Source organism: Alteriqipengyuania abyssalis, from assembly GCF_019857185.1.
GTDB classification, from domain to species: domain Bacteria; phylum Pseudomonadota; class Alphaproteobacteria; order Sphingomonadales; family Sphingomonadaceae; genus Alteriqipengyuania; species Alteriqipengyuania abyssalis.
The window spans coordinates 64409-82562 of the sequence record NZ_JAHWXP010000004.1; the positions used below are offsets into that span (position 1 = coordinate 64409).

Consider the following 18154-nt stretch of genomic DNA (forward strand, 5'->3'; position numbering starts at 1 on the left):
ACGTTGTCAGGAGCCTCGGATAGGGCGGAGGAATGGGGTTCGAGTGCGTCCCCATATCTTCATGGCGCCGCTGCCCTTACCTAGAACCGCACTTCGACATGCACGTCCACCGTATGGCTACGCTGCGATTGCGACCCGATGCTGGTGCGATAGCCCGTGCCGATTTTCCAGCCGCCAGCCATTTGCAGATCGAGCAGCAGGCTGACTTCGAGATTGTGCCGCGTGGTGCGTCCGACGAGGGTCGAATAGGTCCGCGACCCGAAGTCGGCATAGCTCAGCATCATGCTCGAACGACCAGCGAAGTCGTAGCCGTATTCTCCGCGCAGTTCGGGCCGCAGCAGGCCGATCGGCAATTCAATCGTGTCGTACGCCCGCAGCCCCAGATTGGCGGAGAGACTGTCCACCCGCTGGTCGCCATAGGCGAGGCTGTAGGCACCGGCGTCGAATTCCCTGAACCCCTCGATCCGCGAACGGGAGAATTCGACCCGCCCGTAAGGCGACACCATCCAGCCATCGTCGCGCAGTTCGTATGCGAAGGTGAGCGAGCCGAACAGCTGGGTGCCGCCGACGTCTGCGGTCGCGATCCCCCCTGTCGGCGTCACGAAGCGGACCGACTGGAAGTCGAGAATGCTGCCGCCGAGCAGACCATCGACGAACAGGTTCGGCGCCGGCGTGTAGCTGCCGTAGAGCGCCATGCTGTAGGCAGTGCCACGGCTCAGACTGCCGTTCGCCCCGATCTCCGTGCGATCGCGACCATACCCGGCACCCACGCCGCCGACGAAACTGTCCGAGAAGCGATAATCGATCCCCGTGCTCACCCCGATCATGGTCGAGTCCAGATCGAGCATCCCACCGCTATCCTCCGCGAAATTGACAAACCCGTTCGACCACACGGCAAAGGGCATGTCCTGCGCGCTCTCGCCAGCCGATCGACCCGATCCCGGGGCATGGGTCTCCGGCACCGCAGACTGCCTCCCCTCAAGCGCGAAGCGCGTCGGAAGCAGGTCCGCAAAATCGGTCTGACTGGCCAGGTTGTCGCTGCTGTTCAGACCAAAAATATCCCCCTGTCGCGTGCGCGGCGCGGCACGCTGATAGGCCATCCTCACATCCATGCTCGACGCGCGCCGCTCGCCCTCGGTGTGAAGCTGTTCGAGACGGCGCCCGAAATTGCGCTGCTGATTGTGGGCGAACCGCCGGGCAGCCCCTGCCCGGGCATCGATCAGGCCGGTGACCTCGCCATCGGTGGAGGGATCGGGCCGGTCGAATGCGGCACGCGTCACCGCAACAATGTAGCTCCGCGTGGTGCTATCGGCAGCGGTCACTACGACCGCGATCGAGGTGGTTCCGACCGGCAGCGCCACCGGAGCGCTCGCGCTACCCGTCGCGACGGTTTTTCCTGCAACCGTCACGCTCGCTCCGGCATCGGATGTGACGGGCGTCAATGCGACCGCCTCGACCTCGTTGGGCACGAGCACCGTATAGTCGGTCCGATCCGGATCGAACGCCGGGCTCAATGTTCCCTGGCTGACCGACAGAGCGGATAGCCGGGCGTCGCTGGAGGCGGCACGGGTGACCACCACGGTGTAGGTCTGGCTGGTGCCGTCTGCAGCGGTCACCACCACCGCGATAGGCGTCGTCCCGACAGGGATCGCGACAGGTGCGCTCTCGCTGCCAGAGGTCACTGCATTGCCCGCCACGGTGACTGTCGCGCCAGCGTCGGAAACAGTCGGGGTGAACGTGATCGTCTCGACATCACTGCCGAGGGCCACCGTGTAGCCTAGCTGCGCCGGATCGAATGCCGGGCTCAATGCCCCGTCGCTTACCGACAAAGCCGACAGGCGAGCATCGCTGGAGGCGGCCCGCGTGACCACCACGGTGTAGGTCTGGGTGGTGCCGTTGGCAGCAGTCACGACCGCCGCGATCGAAGTCGTACCCACTGGCAACGCCACGGGCGCGCTGGCGCTGCCCGAGGCCACCGCATTGCCCGCGATGGTCACCGTCGCGCCGGCGTCGTAGACAGTCGGCGTCAGCACAATCGTGGCGACATCATTGCCGACGGCCACCGTATAGCTGGTTTGCGCCGGATCGAACGCCGGACTCAGCGCGCCCGCGCTTACCGCCAGCGCGGACAGGCGGGCATCGCTGGAAGCGGCGCGGGTGACCGCAATCGAATATTCCTGCCGAGTGCCATCGGCCGCCAGGACGACAATCGACACGGATGTCGTCCCCACGCCCAGCTCGACCGGTGCACTCGCGCCGCCCGATACTGTTGCGGCACCGTTCACGGTGATCGTGGCCCCGGCATCCGACGCGGTCGGCGTCAGGGTTATCCTCTCGACTGCATGGCCGACGGCAAGAGTGTAGCTCGCCTGCCGAGGATCGAACGCAGGACTCAGCGCTCCCTCGCTCACCGACAGCGCGGAGAGTCGCGCATCGCCCGATTCAGCGCGCGTCACCGCGACGGTGTAGCTCTGGGTGGTGCCGTCGGCGGCGGTCACGACGACCGGGATCGAGGTCGTCCCCACCGCCAGCGCTACCGGCGCGCTGGCAGTGCCAGAGTCGACCGCATTGCCCGCAACCATGATTGTCGCGTCGGCAGCGGCTGTCGGGGTCAGCGTGATCATGGTGACATCATTGCCTACCGCAACCGTGTAGCTCCCCTGCCCCGGATCGAACGCCGGGCTCAGCGCTCCTTCACTTACCGCCAGCGCAGACAGTCGCGCATCGCCCGATTCAGCGCGCGTCACCGCAACAGTGTAGCTCTGGGTGGTGCCGTCGGCGGCGGTCACGACGACCGGGATCGACGTGGTTCCGACCGGCAGCGTCACCGGAGCGCTGGCGGTGCCAGAGGCGACCGCATTGCCCGCAACCGTGATTGTCGCGTCGGCAGCGGCGGCGGTCGGGGTCAGTGTGATCGTGGTGACATCATTGACTACCGCAACCGTGTAGCTCCCCTGCCCCGGATCGAACGCCGGGCTCAACGTCCCCGCGCTCACCGCCAGGGCAGACAGCCGGGCATCGCTGGAAATGTAGGTGTAGCCATTGGCAAGCGTTGCCGCGCCGCCGGGTGTCGTGACAACGACGTCGACGCTGCCTGCCGCATGGGCTGGCGTCAGCACGTCGATCCGCGTGCTGCTGGCAACAGTAAACGCGTTTGCGTCCGCACCTCCGAAGGTCACACGGCTCACCTCCAGAAAACCCGTGCCGGTGATCGTAACCGCCTTGTTACCGGGAGTCGGGCCTTCATCCGGCGCGACCCCGGTGATCGTGGGCTCGGGCATCACGCCGGTAGCGTAAATGCTGTAGCTGAAGGAGGGCGTTGCGGGATCGTCGCTCTCAATCGTGATCGTCGTGGTCACGCGGCCGCCGGTCTCCGGGGTAAAACCGATCTCGAACTCGTAGGAACCACGCGGAGCGATCGTCCTTGAGGATGCGCTCTGCATCGTGAACCCGGCGGCGGGCGTCACCGTAATGGCCGAGACGGTGAGATCGGCATCTCCCTCGTTGAAGATCAGGAAGCGACGCGATGCCGACGACCCGACGATCACCTGCCCGAAATCGGTCCCCGCTGTCGCCGATGTCGCACCATTGGCGATCGGCTGGACACCATCGCTGGTCGAATAGACACCGATCGTCGGCGGCCCCGCGCGGGTTACTGCCACGGTATATTGCCGCGTACTGCCATCGGCGGCAGTCACCACCACAGCAATCGACGTCATCCCGAGCGACAGGGCTACCGGCGCACTCGCAGTGCCCGAGGCGACCGGATTGCCAGCAACGGTGATCGTCGAGGCTGTGTCCGACGCGGTCGGGCTGAGCGTGATCGAAGCGATCGCGTTGCCCACCGTCACTGCGTAGTCCGTCTGTGCGGGGTCGAAGGCCGGCGTCAGCGTGCCGTCGCTTACCGTGAGGCCCGACAGTGCCGCATCAGCCGAAAGGTAACGATAGGCGTCGGTAGCGGTGGCCGTGCCGCCCGGCGAGGTGACGACGACATCGGCAGCGCCCACTGCATGCGCCGGGGTCGTCGCGTCGATCCGCGTGTCGCTGACCACGGTAAACGCGTCTGCGTCCACCCCTGCGAAGGTGACGCTGCTTACGGTGAGGAAGCCCGTGCCGGTGATCGCGACACTCGTTCCGCCGGAGGTCGGGCCCTGGTCGGGCGTGACATCCGTGATCGTGGGAAGCGGCGCTGCGGCGCTAGCGTACAGCATGTAGCTGAAGGAAGGCGTGGCAGGATCATTGCTCGAAACGGCGATCGTCGCGGTGAAACTTCCCGCAGTCTCCGGCGCGAAACGGATGTCGAATTCGTAGGTGCCGCCCGGCGCGATCATCCGCGACGACGCGGCCTGCACGACAAATCCCGCCCCCGGGGTCGCGGTGACACCCGAGATCACCAGATCGGCATTTCCCCCATTGCTGATCAGGAACCTGCGCGAGGCAGAGGAGCCGACCATCACCTGCCCGTAATCGGTCCCCGACGTCGCCGAGGTCGAGCCGTCGGTGAGCGGCTGGACACCACCGACGGTCGAATAGACGCCGATCGTCGGCGGCGCGGCGCGCGTCACCGCCACGGTGTAGCTGCGGGTGGCGCCGTTCCCCGCCCTCACCACCACCGCGATCGAGTTCGTGCCCATATTCAATGCGACCGGTGCGCTGGCACTGCCCGAGGCGACCGGATTGCCCGCCACGGTCACCGTCGCCCCGGCATCGGAGACGGTGGGGGTTATGCGGATGGAATCGACCGCAGTGCCGACCGCTACCGAGTAGCTGGTCTGGGCTGCATCGAAAGCTGGCGACAGAGTTCCCTCGCTCACCGCCAGACCCGATAGCGTCGCATCGCTCGATGCTGCGCGGGTCACGGTGATGGTGTATTGCAGCGTAGTGCCATCCGCCGCGGTGACGACAACCGGGATCGGGTTGCTGCCGGCGGACAGCGGTACCGGCGCGCTCGCACTGCCAGAGGCGACCGCATTGCCAGCCACGCTGATCGTGGCCCCGGCATCCGCAGCGGTCGGAGTCACTGTGATCGAAGCGACCGAACTGCCGACGTCCGCAAGATAATTCGTGTTGAACGGACTGAAAGCGGGCTGAAGCGTTCCCTCGCTCAGCGTCAGGGCAGAGAGTGTGGCATCGCTCGACGCCACTCGCGTCACTGCCACGCTGTATTGCCGTGTCGTGCCATTGGCAGCGGTTACCACCACCGCGATCGGGGTGGTGCCGACCGGCAGAGCGACAGGCGCGCTCGCGCTGCCCGAAGCGACCGCATTGCCCGCGACCGTCACGCTCGCTCCGGCATCGGAAACCCTCGGCGTCAGCGTGATCGTGTCGACCCCGTTGCCGACCGAAACCGCATAGCTCAGCTGCGCCGGGTCGAATGCCGGGGACAAAGCGCCAGCGCTCGGCACGAGGCTGGCAAGCGTCGCATCGCTCGACGGGGCGCGTGTTACCGCCACGGTATATTCGCGCGTGCTGCCGTCGGCCGCCGTAACGAGCACCGCGATCGCAGTCGTCCCCGCGCCCAATGCCACCGGCGCGCTGGCGCTGCCGGATGCAGTTATGGAGCCGGCAACCCTGATCGTCGCGCCCGCGTCCGAAGCGGTCGGCGTCAGGATGATCGAGGTGACCGAATTGGCCACCGCAACCGAATAGCCAAGCTCGGCCGCATCGAATGCGGGCGACAGCGCACCCTCGCTCACCGTGAGCCCCGCGAGCCTGGCATCGTTCGAGGGCGCGCGCGTCACTGCCAGCGAATAGAGGCGGCTTGAACCGTCCGCAGCAGTCACCCGGACCGTGATCGACGTTACGCCGACCGGCAGCGCGACCGACGCGCTCGCGCTGCCCGAAGCGACAGGATTGCCATTGACGGTGATCGTTGCACCCGCATCGCTCGCCGTCGGGGTCAGCGTGAAGGTGTCGACCGAATGTGCGACCTGCACACTATAGTTCTGCCCGGCTGGGTCGAACGCGGGCGACAGCGCCCCATCGCTCGGCACAAGGCTCGCCAGAGACGCGTCGCCGGAAAGGAAGGTGTAAGCACCGCTGGCGGTCGCAGTTCCGCCCGGCGAGGTGACCGCCACATCCACCACGCCCGCCGCATGCGCGGGTGTCGTCGCCTGGATCGTGGTATCGCTGGCGATGGTGAAAGCGCTCGCATTGGTGCCGCCGAACGTCACGCTCTGCGCGGTCAGGAACCCTGTGCCGTTGATGGTGACGCTGGCCCCGCCACCGGCCACGCCCTTGACCGGCGAGAGCGAGCCGATCGTGGGCACCGGCGCGGCTGCGGTGGCGTGGATCGCGAAGCTGAAGGTCGGTGTGTTCGGATCGTCGCTGGCGATCGAGACGACCGGGTCGACGACGCCAGTGGTGGTAGGCCTGAAGGGTATCGTCAGCTGATAGATTCCGCCGGGCTGAATCGTTTGCGAGGTAATCGCTGGAACCGTGAAGCCGTCGGAGGGCGTGACGGAGAGCCCGGTCAGCGTCAGCGGTGCCCCGCCGGCATTATTGACCACGAAGATGCGCGTGCCCTGCCCGCCGACATTGACCTGACCGTAATCGGTACCGGGGGTTGCAGCAGTGCTGCCATTGGCGACGACCGCCTGGCCGCCGGTCATGGAAAAGACCTTGATCGTTGGCGGCGCGGCGCGCGTGACCGGAACGCTGTAGACGCGCGAGGCACCATTGGCGGCAGTCACCCGGATCGTGACCGGGGTGGTGCCGACCACGAGGGAAATCGGCGCGCTGGCGCTGCCGGATGCTGTCGCGATGCCGTTCACCGTGATCGTCGCGCCCACACCCGCCGCGGTCGGCGTCACGGTAATGGTGTCGACGTCGTTCGCGACCCTCACCGTATAATTGCCCTGCGCGGGATCGAAGGCTGGCGTCAGCGTGCCCGCGCTGACCGAGAGCCCCGCAAGCGTGGCATCGCTGGACGGCGCGCGGGTGACGGTGACCGTATATTGCCGGGTCGTGCCATCGGGGGCGGTCACTTCGACCACGATCGCGTTCTGACCCGCCGACAGTGCGACCGGGCCGCTCGCCTGCCCCGACGTCACGGCAGTGCCTGCCACCGTGATCGTGGCCCCGGCGTCCGCAGCGGTCGGCGTCAGCGCGATCGTCGCGACAGCCTCGCCAACCGCCACCGTATAGCCCGTTTGGGCAGGGTCGAATGCAGGGCTCAGCGTCCCCTCGCTGACCGACAGCGACGACAGCGTTGCATCGCTCGAGCCGAGGTAGGCGTAGCCGCCGGTGGCGGTCGCCGCTCCGCCGGCGGTGGTCACCACCACATCGACGGCACCCGCCGCGTGGGGCGGAGAGACCGCATCGATCCTGGTGTCGCTCGCCACGGTAAAGCTCGCCGCGTCGATCCCGTCGAACGTGACGCCTTGCGTCGTCAGAAACCCGGTGCCGGTGATCGCCACACTCGTGCCACCGGCCTGGTCGCCCTCGTCCGGGGCAATCGTGCCGATCGTTGGCACCGGCACGGTCGCCGACCCTGTCATGCCGAAAGTAAACAACGGCGTGTTCGGATCATTGCTCGCGATCGAAACCGTGGTCGGGAAACTGCCTTCGGCCTTGGGTTCGAAGAACACCTCGAAGCCTTTGAATGCCCCGGCCCGAACCGTACCCGATGATCCCGACGACAACCGGTACCCATCGCCGGGCGAGATGGAAGTGGCGAAGGTCAGGTCGACATTGCCCGAATTGTACACGATGAACTGCAGGTTGTCCGAGGCGCCGACATCGATCGTGCCGAAACTGGTCCTCGCCTCGGCTGCGGCACCATTTGAAAGCGGTAGACCGGAGCGGAAGATATAGATCTCGGGTGCGGGCTCTGCGACGATCCCGCTCACGGTAAAGCTGTACGTCGCGGTGGCCGGATCGTTGCTAGCGATCCTCACCACCGCCTTGAATGAACCCGCGACGGCAGGATCCAGACGCACGGTGATCGACGCATTCCCATTCGGAGCGATCGAGCCCGGCGTGGTCCCGACCAGGCTGAAAGCACTGCCGCTGGTATTGTCGACGGTAATCGAGGAAACCGTCAATGCAGCCGCCCCGTCGTTATGCAGCACAAACGTGCCGTCGACCGCGCTGCCCCCGACAACGGCTTCGCCAAAGACGGTCCCATCGCCGCTGCTGGGCGAGGTGTCCCCGCTCGCAATGGTTTTGCCACTGCCGGTTACGCGCAGGACGGGCCCCGAGGGCGGGTTGAAGGTCGCGGTGCGGATCTCGGACGGGCGATTGTACCTTCCCGATCCGTCGACCGCGATGTTGGCCGGCACCTGCACGCTGAACTGCCCGGATGCAGACGGGCTCACCGTGACAACGTAATTGGTCCCCGAACCGCTCAGGGTGGCGCTGGCATTCGTGGTGACCAGATCGCCGGCGGTGAACCCGGTGACGGGCGCCGAAAAGGTCACGGTCGCGGTGAAACTATTGCTGCCGGCATCCCTCAGCACGCCCAGCGTTACGGTCGGCCCCGCGGTCGCAATGCCGTCGCCGAACACCTGAAAGCTATAGCTGGGAACGTTCGGATCGTCGCTCGCCACGCTGACCGTCTCCGAGAACGGCCCGCCTCCGTCCGGATCGAACGCGACCGAGATCGTCCTGCTGCCGCCCGCCCCGATCACCCCGGTATTGTCCTGGGGAATCCGGAATACACTGCCCGGAGACACCGACACGTCGGTGATGGTCAGCGGAGCGTCACCGGGATTGTAGAGCAGGAAATATCGCAGGACCTGACCGCCCGACTCCTCGACAGCCCCGAAATCGGTCGCCGCGGTTCGCGTCGAGGAGCCGTTGGGAACGGCGACGGACGAGCCCTCGACCATGCCGTAAACCTGCAGCGCGGGCTGCGCCGCGGCGGCGGCAGGCAGAAACAGCGCAAGCGCCGCGATGATGACGGTGAGGATCGAGCCTCGGCGCACCGGAGCGTTCGGCGTGAAGGCGCTCGGAATCGATCGGCGAACTCTCCTCAGTCTCGCCCAGACATGCCACCCGGCGCGACCCCAGCCGTGCCTTGCGCGTGTTCCCGATCTCACTTTTGCCACCCCTACAACGCGATCAATGCCGGGGCTCGATCGGCGTCACGTCCCCTGACGACCGATCCGCGTCTCTCCGGATTGAACCAGTTGGCTGGCGGTTTAAGATTTCGGTAAGGGCCGAACCATCTACGGATCCATTGATATTCGGTCGATTTGGCCTCTGCTATGGTCCTGTTCGGAACCCGGACTGTTCCCTTTTGGAACGATCCTGCACGCCCCCGCCCGTCCCAAGCGACCGCGCGGCCGATCGGGGATAAGGAAACCAGACGGTGAAGCAGCAATCGAATCCTCCAATGTCGGCAGAGGCTGCGTGACGGATAGGCCGGTCGAGATCGTGTCGGCGCCGGTCGACGTCGTTATCGTCGAGGATCGACGGGAAACCGCCGACCGCTTGGCGCGGGCAGTGTTGCAGCTTGCTCAGGTGCGGACGTGTTCGATCGCGCGATCGGTGCGCGAAGGGCTGTTCGAACTCTCCCAGATAAAACCGCGTGCAATTCTCGTCGATCTCGGCCTGCCGGACGGCTCCGGCGTGGAGATCATCCGCGCCGCTCAGGCAGCCGACTGGCCGTGCGACAGTCTGGTCGTAACCGTATTCGCCGATGAGGATCGCGTGATCGAAGCGATTGCGGCGGGCGCGACCGGCTATATCCTCAAGAACGACCGGCCCGAGGAGGTCGGGCGCAATCTGCTGACCGTTCTGGAAGGCGGCAGCCCGATCAGCCCCCAGATCGCGCGCTATCTGCTCAATCTCGTCCCGCAGCCGGAGGAGCCGAAGGACGATGGGCTGGAAATCAGGCTGACCGCGCGCGAGAAGGATATTCTCCGGCTGATCGCCCATGGCTTCAAACGGCAGGAAGTCGCCGACAAGCTCAACATCACGGTCGGCACCGTCGGCACCCACATCAACAACGTCTACCGCAAGCTTGAAGTCGGCTCGAACACTCAGGCCGTGGCCACCGCAAACCGCCTCGGCCTGTTTTGAAAGAGCTGCTGAGCGAAAGGGGCGAGGTCGAAACTGCGCCACGCGGGGCGTTGCACACGTTCGCCCTCCTCCTCGCGATCCCGCTTTTCATCGGCGCGCTGACCACGCTGATCCAGCTGCTGGCGATCAATCCCTATCCCGAAATGACGCGGGGCGAGCGCCTCGACAGCGCCGAAATGTGCCTTCAGCACGCGGACGCGCAGGAGCCCGACTGTCAGGATTTCACGCCCGTCACGCTCCCCCATGTCACCACGCTGGAGCGCGATACGACGGTGGTGGGTGCCCACTATCGGCTCACCTTCGACAGGCCTGCCAGCGACGACCTGCAGGCCTTCGTCGCCCCGCGGGTGACCGATCATGCGCGGATCGAAGTCAACGGAATCAGGATGTCGCCCAACTCCGAGCCGGATGGCCCGCTGTGGCACGACTGGAACAGGCCGATTTACGGTGCCCTGCCAGAGCCGGTGCTGCGCCCGGGGGGCAACCGGATCGACATTACCCTGACGCAATCGGATATCGGCCGACTGGCGCTCTACCCCGTCTATGTCGGGGAAGCGGACGCGATCCGGCTGACCTGGCTGAGCCGCTTCGCCTTCCGGACCGGCATGGTCCGGATGAACATCGGTCTGGCCGCCATTCTCGGGGGCGCGTTCTTCGCACTCTGGCGAATGAACCGCCGGGGACAGGGGCTGGGCTGGCTCCCCCTGGCAATGGCGGGCGCGACGATCTTCGGCTGGCAGCTGGCCTACCCCAACATGACCCCGCCCGGGTCCTGGTGGAGATTTGCCTCGATCCTGTCGATGCACGGGACCGCCTATTGCCTCTACATGTTCCTGCGCGACTTCTTTCAGGAACGCTCGAGGCTGGCGTTCATAGCGGTTCACGCGACCATGGCCGTCGGTCTGGCGATCCTGCTTGCAGGGCAGCCGGTTGCCGGGATCAGCGCCACCGGCGCGAGTTTCATCGGCGTCGCGATCGCGATAATCTGCATTCTCTGGATCCTGATAACGACGCCGCTCATCGCGCGCGCAGACCGGATCGCGCTGGTCCTGCTGTTCGGCCTCTCGGCAAGTTGCGCGGTGACCGCCTGGCTCGACTCCTTCCTGGTCCGTCAGGTCGTCCGGCTGCCGCTGGGTCAGGTCGCAGTGACGCTCCTGTTCGCCGGGATCAGCTGGACGCTGGTGCAATGGCTGGTCGAGATCAAACGCCAGCGCGACCGGCTCAGCGAGTCGCTGAGGGATCAGGTGCGCGCCAAGTCGGCCGAGCTGGACGAGATGTATCGTGCGCTTGGCCGGCAGAAGGAAAAGCAGGTCGTTGCCCAGGAACGCCAGCGGATCATGCTCGATCTGCATGACGGGATCGGCGGGCAACTGGTCAACACGCTCGCCTATCTCGAGAATTCCGGAAGGGACGATCCCGTGCTGCGCAACGCGCTGGAGGATGCGCTGGGCGACATGGCGCTGATGATCGACAGCCTCCACTCAGACTTGGAGATATCCGCCGCGCTGGGGATGATCCGCAACCGGCTGGAACCGCTGCTCGATCGGCACCATGCCCGCTTCGAATGGAAGGTCGAAGGCGATCCCCGGTTCGACGTTCCGACCCGCTCCAACGTCCTCGGGATGATGCGTATCGTGCAGGAAGCGATCACCAATGCGGTCAAGCACTCGGGGGCCGACGTCATCACGGTGCAGACCGGCGAGCGGGATATCTGGATCACGGACAATGGCCAGGGCTTCGATCAGGATGTCGAGGCCGATCGCCACCCCTCCGAAAGCGGGCTGGGTCTGAAAGGCATGCGGCAGCGGTCCTCAGACATCGGTATTTCGCTGGAAATCGACACCTCGGACAAGGGCACATCGGTCCACCTGTTCTGGTGATCGCCGGTTATCTACGACCCCCGGCGACACCGCGCATCGGCGCGATACCCATCGGCGGAGTGCAGTCAGCAAACAGGACTGTTGCGAGGCTGAGTGGCGGAGAGGGTGGGATTCGAACCCACGGTACGGTTGCCCGTACACCGCATTTCGAGTGCGGCGCATTCGACCTCTCTGCCACCTCTCCGCAAAAAAGGGGTGCACGGCAGCGCAGGCAATGCGCGTGCCGGAGGGCCGGGAGGGCGCAGCTAGCCTAATGCGCGGGCGCTGCCAAGCCCCTCTTGCTGCGCACCCGTATGAAGGCCGATTCTCGCCCGGCGCACCGCTGCCCATTGTGCCGCGCCCCCCGGGCATCTATCTTGTCACGAATGCCACTTTCGCAGTTCTTTTCCCACCAGGCCGGTCGCCAGATCGAAGTGCCGTTCAAACGCCAGGCGCGCTTTGGCGTCGGCGACGTGGTGCGCCACAAAATGTTCGATTTCCGGGGCGTGGTGTTCGACATCGACCCCACCTTCGCCAACAGCGAGGAATGGTACGAGGCGATTCCCGAACAGATTCGCCCCGAACGCGATCAGCCGTACTACCACCTCTTCGCCGAAAGCGACGATGCGTATTACGTGGCCTATGTCAGCCAGCAGAACCTTGTCGGCGATGGAACGGGCGGCCCGGTCGACCATCCCAATATCGACGAAATGTTCGATGAATTCGCCGATGGCCGCTACCAGATGCGCCGGGGCATGACCCACTGAGGCTGGAGCGCCGGAGGGTCAGCCCTCCGGCCCGACTTCGTTCAGCGGGATCGCGCGACCGGCTACTGCCGAATCTTCCACCCGGACTTGAGCAGCGCGAAGGTCGCCAGCGCGAGCACCGCGTTGAGCGCGAGCAGACCGCCCGCCGCCATCCACACATCGCCAGCCGTACCGCCGCCAATGTCGGTCTGCCCGATAAAGCCATAGCGGAAGCCCGAGATCACGTAGAAGAACGGGTTGAAGTGGCTGATCGTGTAGAACGGCTCACGCAGCCGATCGAGCGTGTAGAACGTACCCGACAGAAGGCTGAGCGGGGCGACCACGAAATTGGTCACCGCCGCATTGTGATCGAACTTCTCCGCCCAGATCGACGCCATCAGGCCGAAGAACCCGAGCATGAGTGCTCCCATCAGCCCGAACCAGACGATCGCCCAGGCGTGCGACAGTATCAGCTTCGCACCGGGATAGATGAACACCGCCAGCGCCACCGCGCAGCCGACCAGCACTGCGCGGGTCACCGCCGCACCGACGATGCCTGCCAGCAGCTCGCCATGCGAAAGCGGCGGCATCAGCAGGTCGATGATGGTCCCCTGGATCTTGCCCGACAGGAAGCTGAAGCTGGAATTGGCGAAGCTGTTCTGCATCATCGCCATCACGATCAGACCCGGCGCAAGAAAGCTTTCGAACGGCACGCCGAGGATCTCGCGACCGCCCCGCCCCAGCGCGACCGAGAAGATCACCAGGAACAGCAGCGTGGTGAAGGCCGGTGCCCACACCGTCTGCGTCTGCACCTTGAAGAAGCGCCGCACCTCCTTGAGATACAGGCTCCACAGGCCGATGGTGTTGATCCCGTGGATCTTCGGCTCGCCCCATCCGGGCAAATTGTCGGGCGCCGCGCGGGCTGCGGCGAGGCTCTGTTGTGCGGGCGGTGCTTGATCGCTCATGCTGCGCGGCCTAAGCGCTGGCGAAACGGGTGGCAACCCACGGCCCGGATACCTAAGTTGCCTGTCTGGGCACAAAGCAGATGGATTTTCGATGAGTTGGACTGAAGAGCGCACCGCGACCCTCAAGCGCATGTGGGAAGGCGGCTCTACCGCGACCGAGATCGCCAAGGAACTGGGCGAGGTGTCGCGCAATGCGGTGATCGGCAAGGCGCACCGCCTGGGGCTGAAATCGCGCCCGTCCCCGGTCAAATCCGCGGAAAAAAAGGCCCCTGCCAGCAAGACCAAGCCTGCGCCCAAGAAAAAAGCTGCTCCCGCGCCCGCACCTGCTGCTGCGCCCAAGCCTGCCGCGCCCAAGCCCGCCCCCGCGGTGGCGAAGGCCCCCGCGCCCTCGCCAGCACCGGCCCCTGCCCCCGCACCGGCGCAAGGCCCCGCGGCACCCGCCGCTTCGGCAGAGCAGGCCGCGCCGCGCTCCAACATGCCGCGAGTCGTTTCGGTCGGCCCCGGCGGTTTCCTGCGTCAGGGCCCCGGCGACCAGCAGCCGCCGATCCCGCCGGCACCGCCGCGTCGGCTGGTTCCGGCCAAGCCCGATCCCTCGATCGCGGACAAGACCAGCCTGCTCGATCTGAGCGACAAGGTGTGCCGCTGGCCGATGGGCCACCCGGGCGAACCCGATTTCCACTTCTGCGGCGAAGCGGTGAACCCCGGCTTCCCCTATTGCGTCGAGCATTGCGGTCGGGCCTATCAGGCGCAGCTGCCGCGCGGCAGCCGCCGCCCCCCGCCGCCGCTGCCCTATGGCGGCCCGCGGGTTCGCTAATGAGGGCCGCGCACTAGTATCAGATTTCGACAGCCCGGCTCTCCACCAGCGAAAGCCGGGCTGTTTCGCGTTGAACAGGAGGAAACACACATGGCCCTATCGCTTCATCAGGCGATCATTCCCAACTGGCTGCAGGTGCTCGGCGCGGTCGACGGCCTGCTCGACAAGGCCGAGGGCTACGTCGCGGACGGCAAGGCAGGCGAGAAAGATCTGCTGGAGACGCGCCTGATCGACGACATGCTGCCGCTGGCCTACCAGTTCAAAAGCTGCTGGACGCATACGCACCTCGCGCTCACGGCGGTGCACGAAGGGCACTTCTCGCCCGACATGAACCCCTACCCGGAGGATTTCGCGTCCCTGCGCGAGATGATCGCGACGGCGCGCAAAACCTGCGAGCAGGCAAGCGAGGATGCGCTTGAGCAGATCGCCGGGAACGACATGGTGTTCACCATCGGCGACAAGTTCCGGCTGGACTTCACTGTGCAGGACTTCCTGCTCAGCTTCTCCAACCCGAACGTCTATTTCCATTCGGCGACCGCCTACGACATCCTGCGGATGGCGGGCGTGGAGATCGGCAAGCGCGACTATCTCGGCGCGCTGCGCCTGAAACCGGCGGGCTGACGCTTCGCCTCAGCGCTTGCGCGCAAACCAGATCGTGTGGCGCGGCCCCTTGTTGTTGGGCCGCGCGCGCACTTCGCGCACCTCGACCTCGAACCCGCCATCCTTCAGCCGCGTGGTGAACTTGTGGTCGGGCGCGGCGGACCACACCGCCATGATCCCGCCGGGATTGAGCGCGTCCTTCGCCTTGGCGATGCCGGTGCGGGTGTAGAGACGGAAATTGCTGTCGACCACGATCCCGTCCGGACCATTGTCGACGTCGAGCAAGATCGCGTCGTACTTGGGCGAAGTGCCGTCATTGGCATCGTCGATCAGCGCCTCGACATTGCACAGGATCACCTCCCCGCGCGGATCGTCGAGGCTCTCTGCACTCAGGTGCGCGAGCGGCCCGCGCGCCCATTTGAGAATTTCGGGCACCAGTTCGGCCACGGTCACGCTGCCGCCGGAGGGCAGATGCGAGAGCGCAGCGCGATAGGTGAAGCCCATCCCAAAGCCGCCGATCAGGATGCGCGGTTTGCTTGCCTCCAGCTCGGCCAGGGTAAGCACCGCGAGCTGTTCTTCGGAAAACTGCATCCGGGTGCCCATCAGCTCGTCCCGGCCGAGCATGATGATGAAGTCGCGCCCGTGGCTGACGAGGGTCAGCTCCTTCCCGTCGGGGATCTGGGCGGTGGCTATTGTTTCACGTGGCAGCATGGACGTTGCGATAAACGCTACCGCGCGCGGGCGATAGGCCGGAACACGGACCCGTCGGGAAAAGTTATCGAGACAACCCCCGAAGGAGAATCCCCATGACAACCACCGCCCGCATCGCCGTCGTCTCCGAAGCCGGAGCCGATTTCGCCATCGAGGAGCGCGAGATCGCCGATCCCGGCCCGCACGAGGTGCTGATCGAGCTGGTCGCGACCGGCGTGTGCCATACCGATCTCGCGGTGCAGGCGGGCGACCTGCCGACCAACTTCCCCGTCGTGCTCGGTCATGAAGGCGCGGGCAAGGTCGTCGCGACAGGATCGCACGTGACCGACATCGCGAAGGGCGACCATGTCGTCCTCTCCTACGGATCGTGCGGGCATTGCCGCCCCTGCCAGGAAGGCGATCCCGCCTATTGCGCCGACTTCAACCCGCTCAACTTCATGAACAAGCGCCAGGGCGACGATGCGCCGGTGTTCGACGACGGCCCCAACGCCGCCTTCTTCCAGCAATCGAGCTTCGCGACTTACTCGATCGCGCACGAGCGTAACGTGGTGAAGATCGACGCTGACGTGGACATCTCGCTGCTCGGTCCGCTGGGTTGCGGCATCCAGACCGGTGCGGGCGCGGTGATGCGCACCGCGCAGCCACCGGCGGGATCGAGCCTGCTGGTATCGGGCGTCGGCAGCGTCGGCATGGCCGCGATCATGGGCGCGAAGGTGGCCGGGTGCTCGCCGATCATCGCGGTCGACACCAACGAGGACCGCCTGACGCTGGCGAAGGAACTGGGCGCGACCGATACCGTGCACGTCACCAAGGACACCGACGTGGCCGAAGAGGTACGCAAGATCAGCGGCGAAGGTGCCGACTACGCGATCGAGTGCAGCGGCAACGCCACGGCAGCACGCGGCGCGTGGGAATCGCTGGCGCAGCGCGGCACGATGGTGGTCGTCGGTGCGCCGCCTGCCGGAACCGAATATTCCTTCGACGCCAACGAACAGATCCTCTCGGGCCGCAAGATCGTGGGCTGCGTGGAGGGCGATTCCAAGGTGAAGCAGTTCATTCCAACGCTGGTCGATCTCTACCAGAAGGGGCAATTCCCGTTCGACAAGCTCGTGAAGCGCTACCCCTTCGACAAAATCAACGAAGCGGTCGCCGACCTGCATGACGGCAAGGTGTTCAAGCCGATCCTCGAAATGGGCTGATCCGGCGACGGACACGCATTGGCAATTGTCAGGGGCCGCGAGGGCAAAGCCTTCGCGGCCCTGCGCATATCTGCGTCAGTCGATCGCGGCGGGACCCACGAGCGGCGCGTCGATCTCCAGCCGCGCGACCGTGCCGGGGCCCACAGGCGCCGCGGCCATCGTAAAACGCCCGCCAAGCGACTGCGCCAGCGTGCGGGCGATCTTCAGTCCCAGACTTTCGGCACGCGCCAGATCGAAGCCTTCGGGCAGCCCCACCCCGTCATCCGCGACGATCACCTCGGTGCCGCCTTCGAAGGGCGCGACCGTCACGACGATCAGCCCGCCCTCGCGCGAGCCGAAACCGTGCTCGATCGCATTGTTGAGCGCTTCGGCCACGACCAGCGCGGTGGGGATCGCCTTGTCGGGCGGCAACACCGTGTCCGCGTTGGCGATGAATTCATATCCCAGCCCGGTGCGGCCGGACGCCGCGATCACATCGCGGCAGATCTGGTCGATATAGGCCGCGAGGCTCACCTGTGCGCCCGCAGGATCGTAAAGCTGGCGCTGGATGCGCCCGACGAGGCCCAGCCGCCGCGATGCCTCGTCCAGCGCGGCGCGCGCGCCCTCGTCGGTCATGCGGTTCTTCTGCAGCGAGATCAGCGAACCGACCATCTGCAGGTTGTTGCCGACGCGGTGCTGCAGCTCCTTGAACAGCACCTCGGTATTGTCCTTCAGCGCGATGCTGCGACGGCGCTCCGCATCGAGATCGCGATTGGCGACCTGCATCCAGTGGATCAGCGTGATGTCGACCGAGACGATAAAAGCATAGAAGCCCAGCGCCAGCGCCGAACTGAAATGCAGTTCGAAACTGCCGAAAGGCGCGATGAAGAAGAACCACGACAGCATCCCGCACAGCACGGCGCACACCGTCCCCGGCCCTACGCCGAAGAAGAAGGCGGTGACGATGACGGCAGGGAAAAATGTAAGATAGGGGAAGCCGGGCGGCAGCCCGTCGCCGATCGTGTACCGGATCGCCCACGCGACGAAGGTCAGCAGCAAGGCGACACTGTAGCCGATCCACGGGCGATTGCGCGCGAGCGGAAGGCGAGAGACGAAACGACGCGCCGCGCCGGGTGATTTCGGGTTCATCGGTTCTTCTGGGATGACGTGCGACACCTCCGGCAAATGCCAGCGCTTCAAGTCGGGCGCAAAGAAAAAAGGCTGCGGAAGCAATGCTCCCGCAGCCTTTTCTATA

Annotated in this window: 10 protein-coding genes and 1 tRNA gene; 6 read left to right on the forward strand and 5 right to left on the reverse strand. The window is 65.7% G+C overall.

What is annotated here, in order from left to right:
• Window positions 1-80: 80 nt before the first annotated feature.
• Window positions 81-8927, reverse strand: a complete 8847-nt coding sequence (locus KYN89_RS13675; RefSeq protein WP_222825614.1) for a cadherin-like beta sandwich domain-containing protein — start codon at window positions 8925-8927, stop codon at window positions 81-83.
• A gap of 427 nt (window positions 8928-9354) precedes the next feature.
• Here KYN89_RS13675 and KYN89_RS13680 point away from each other — a divergent pair, with 427 nt between their 5' ends.
• Window positions 9355-10026, forward strand: coding sequence for a LuxR C-terminal-related transcriptional regulator (locus KYN89_RS13680; protein WP_222825615.1), 672 nt, complete (start codon window positions 9355-9357; stop codon window positions 10024-10026).
• 50 nt (window positions 10027-10076) lie between these two features.
• Complete coding sequence (locus KYN89_RS13685; protein WP_248285298.1) at window positions 10077-11906, forward strand: ATP-binding protein; 1830 nt, start codon at window positions 10077-10079, stop codon at window positions 11904-11906.
• A 94-nt stretch (window positions 11907-12000) separates the two neighbouring features.
• Here the strand turns inward: KYN89_RS13685 and KYN89_RS13690 are convergent.
• Window positions 12001-12090: transfer RNA gene (locus KYN89_RS13690), tRNA-Ser, on the reverse strand.
• 181 nt (window positions 12091-12271) lie between these two features.
• On the opposite strand from KYN89_RS13690, the gene hspQ reads away from it, so the two are divergent.
• Window positions 12272-12652, forward strand: coding sequence for a heat shock protein HspQ (gene hspQ, locus KYN89_RS13695; protein ID WP_010239899.1), 381 nt, complete (start codon window positions 12272-12274; stop codon window positions 12650-12652).
• Between the two features lie 62 nt (window positions 12653-12714).
• Here the strand turns inward: hspQ and KYN89_RS13700 are convergent, their stop codons facing one another.
• Entirely contained in the window at window positions 12715-13596 is an 882-nt protein-coding gene (locus tag KYN89_RS13700) for an ABC transporter permease (RefSeq protein ID WP_222825617.1), read from the reverse strand.
• A gap of 91 nt (window positions 13597-13687) precedes the next feature.
• Here KYN89_RS13700 and KYN89_RS13705 point away from each other — a divergent pair, with 91 nt between their 5' ends.
• Both KYN89_RS13705 and KYN89_RS13710 read left to right on the forward strand, forming a co-directional pair.
• Window positions 13688-14410 (forward strand): GcrA family cell cycle regulator, encoded by a 723-nt coding sequence (locus KYN89_RS13705; RefSeq protein ID WP_222825618.1) that lies wholly within the window; start codon window positions 13688-13690, stop codon window positions 14408-14410.
• A gap of 90 nt (window positions 14411-14500) precedes the next feature.
• Window positions 14501-15031 (forward strand): DUF1993 domain-containing protein, encoded by a 531-nt coding sequence (locus tag KYN89_RS13710; RefSeq protein WP_222825619.1) that lies wholly within the window; start codon window positions 14501-14503, stop codon window positions 15029-15031.
• Window positions 15032-15040: 9 nt separating this feature from the next.
• On the opposite strand, the gene KYN89_RS13715 is transcribed toward KYN89_RS13710, so the two are convergent.
• Complete coding sequence (locus tag KYN89_RS13715; RefSeq protein WP_222825620.1) at window positions 15041-15721, reverse strand: spermine/spermidine synthase domain-containing protein; 681 nt, start codon at window positions 15719-15721, stop codon at window positions 15041-15043.
• A 95-nt stretch (window positions 15722-15816) separates the two neighbouring features.
• Between KYN89_RS13715 and KYN89_RS13720 the strand changes: the two genes are divergently transcribed.
• The gene (locus KYN89_RS13720; protein WP_222825621.1) at window positions 15817-16920 is read left to right on the forward strand and encodes an NAD(P)-dependent alcohol dehydrogenase; all 1104 of its coding nucleotides are present in this window, start codon (window positions 15817-15819) and stop codon (window positions 16918-16920) included.
• Window positions 16921-16995: 75 nt separating this feature from the next.
• Here KYN89_RS13720 and KYN89_RS13725 read toward each other — a convergent pair whose 3' ends face one another.
• Window positions 16996-18048 (reverse strand): sensor histidine kinase, encoded by a 1053-nt coding sequence (locus tag KYN89_RS13725; protein ID WP_248285299.1) that lies wholly within the window; start codon window positions 18046-18048, stop codon window positions 16996-16998.
• Window positions 18049-18154: the final 106 nt, after the last annotated feature.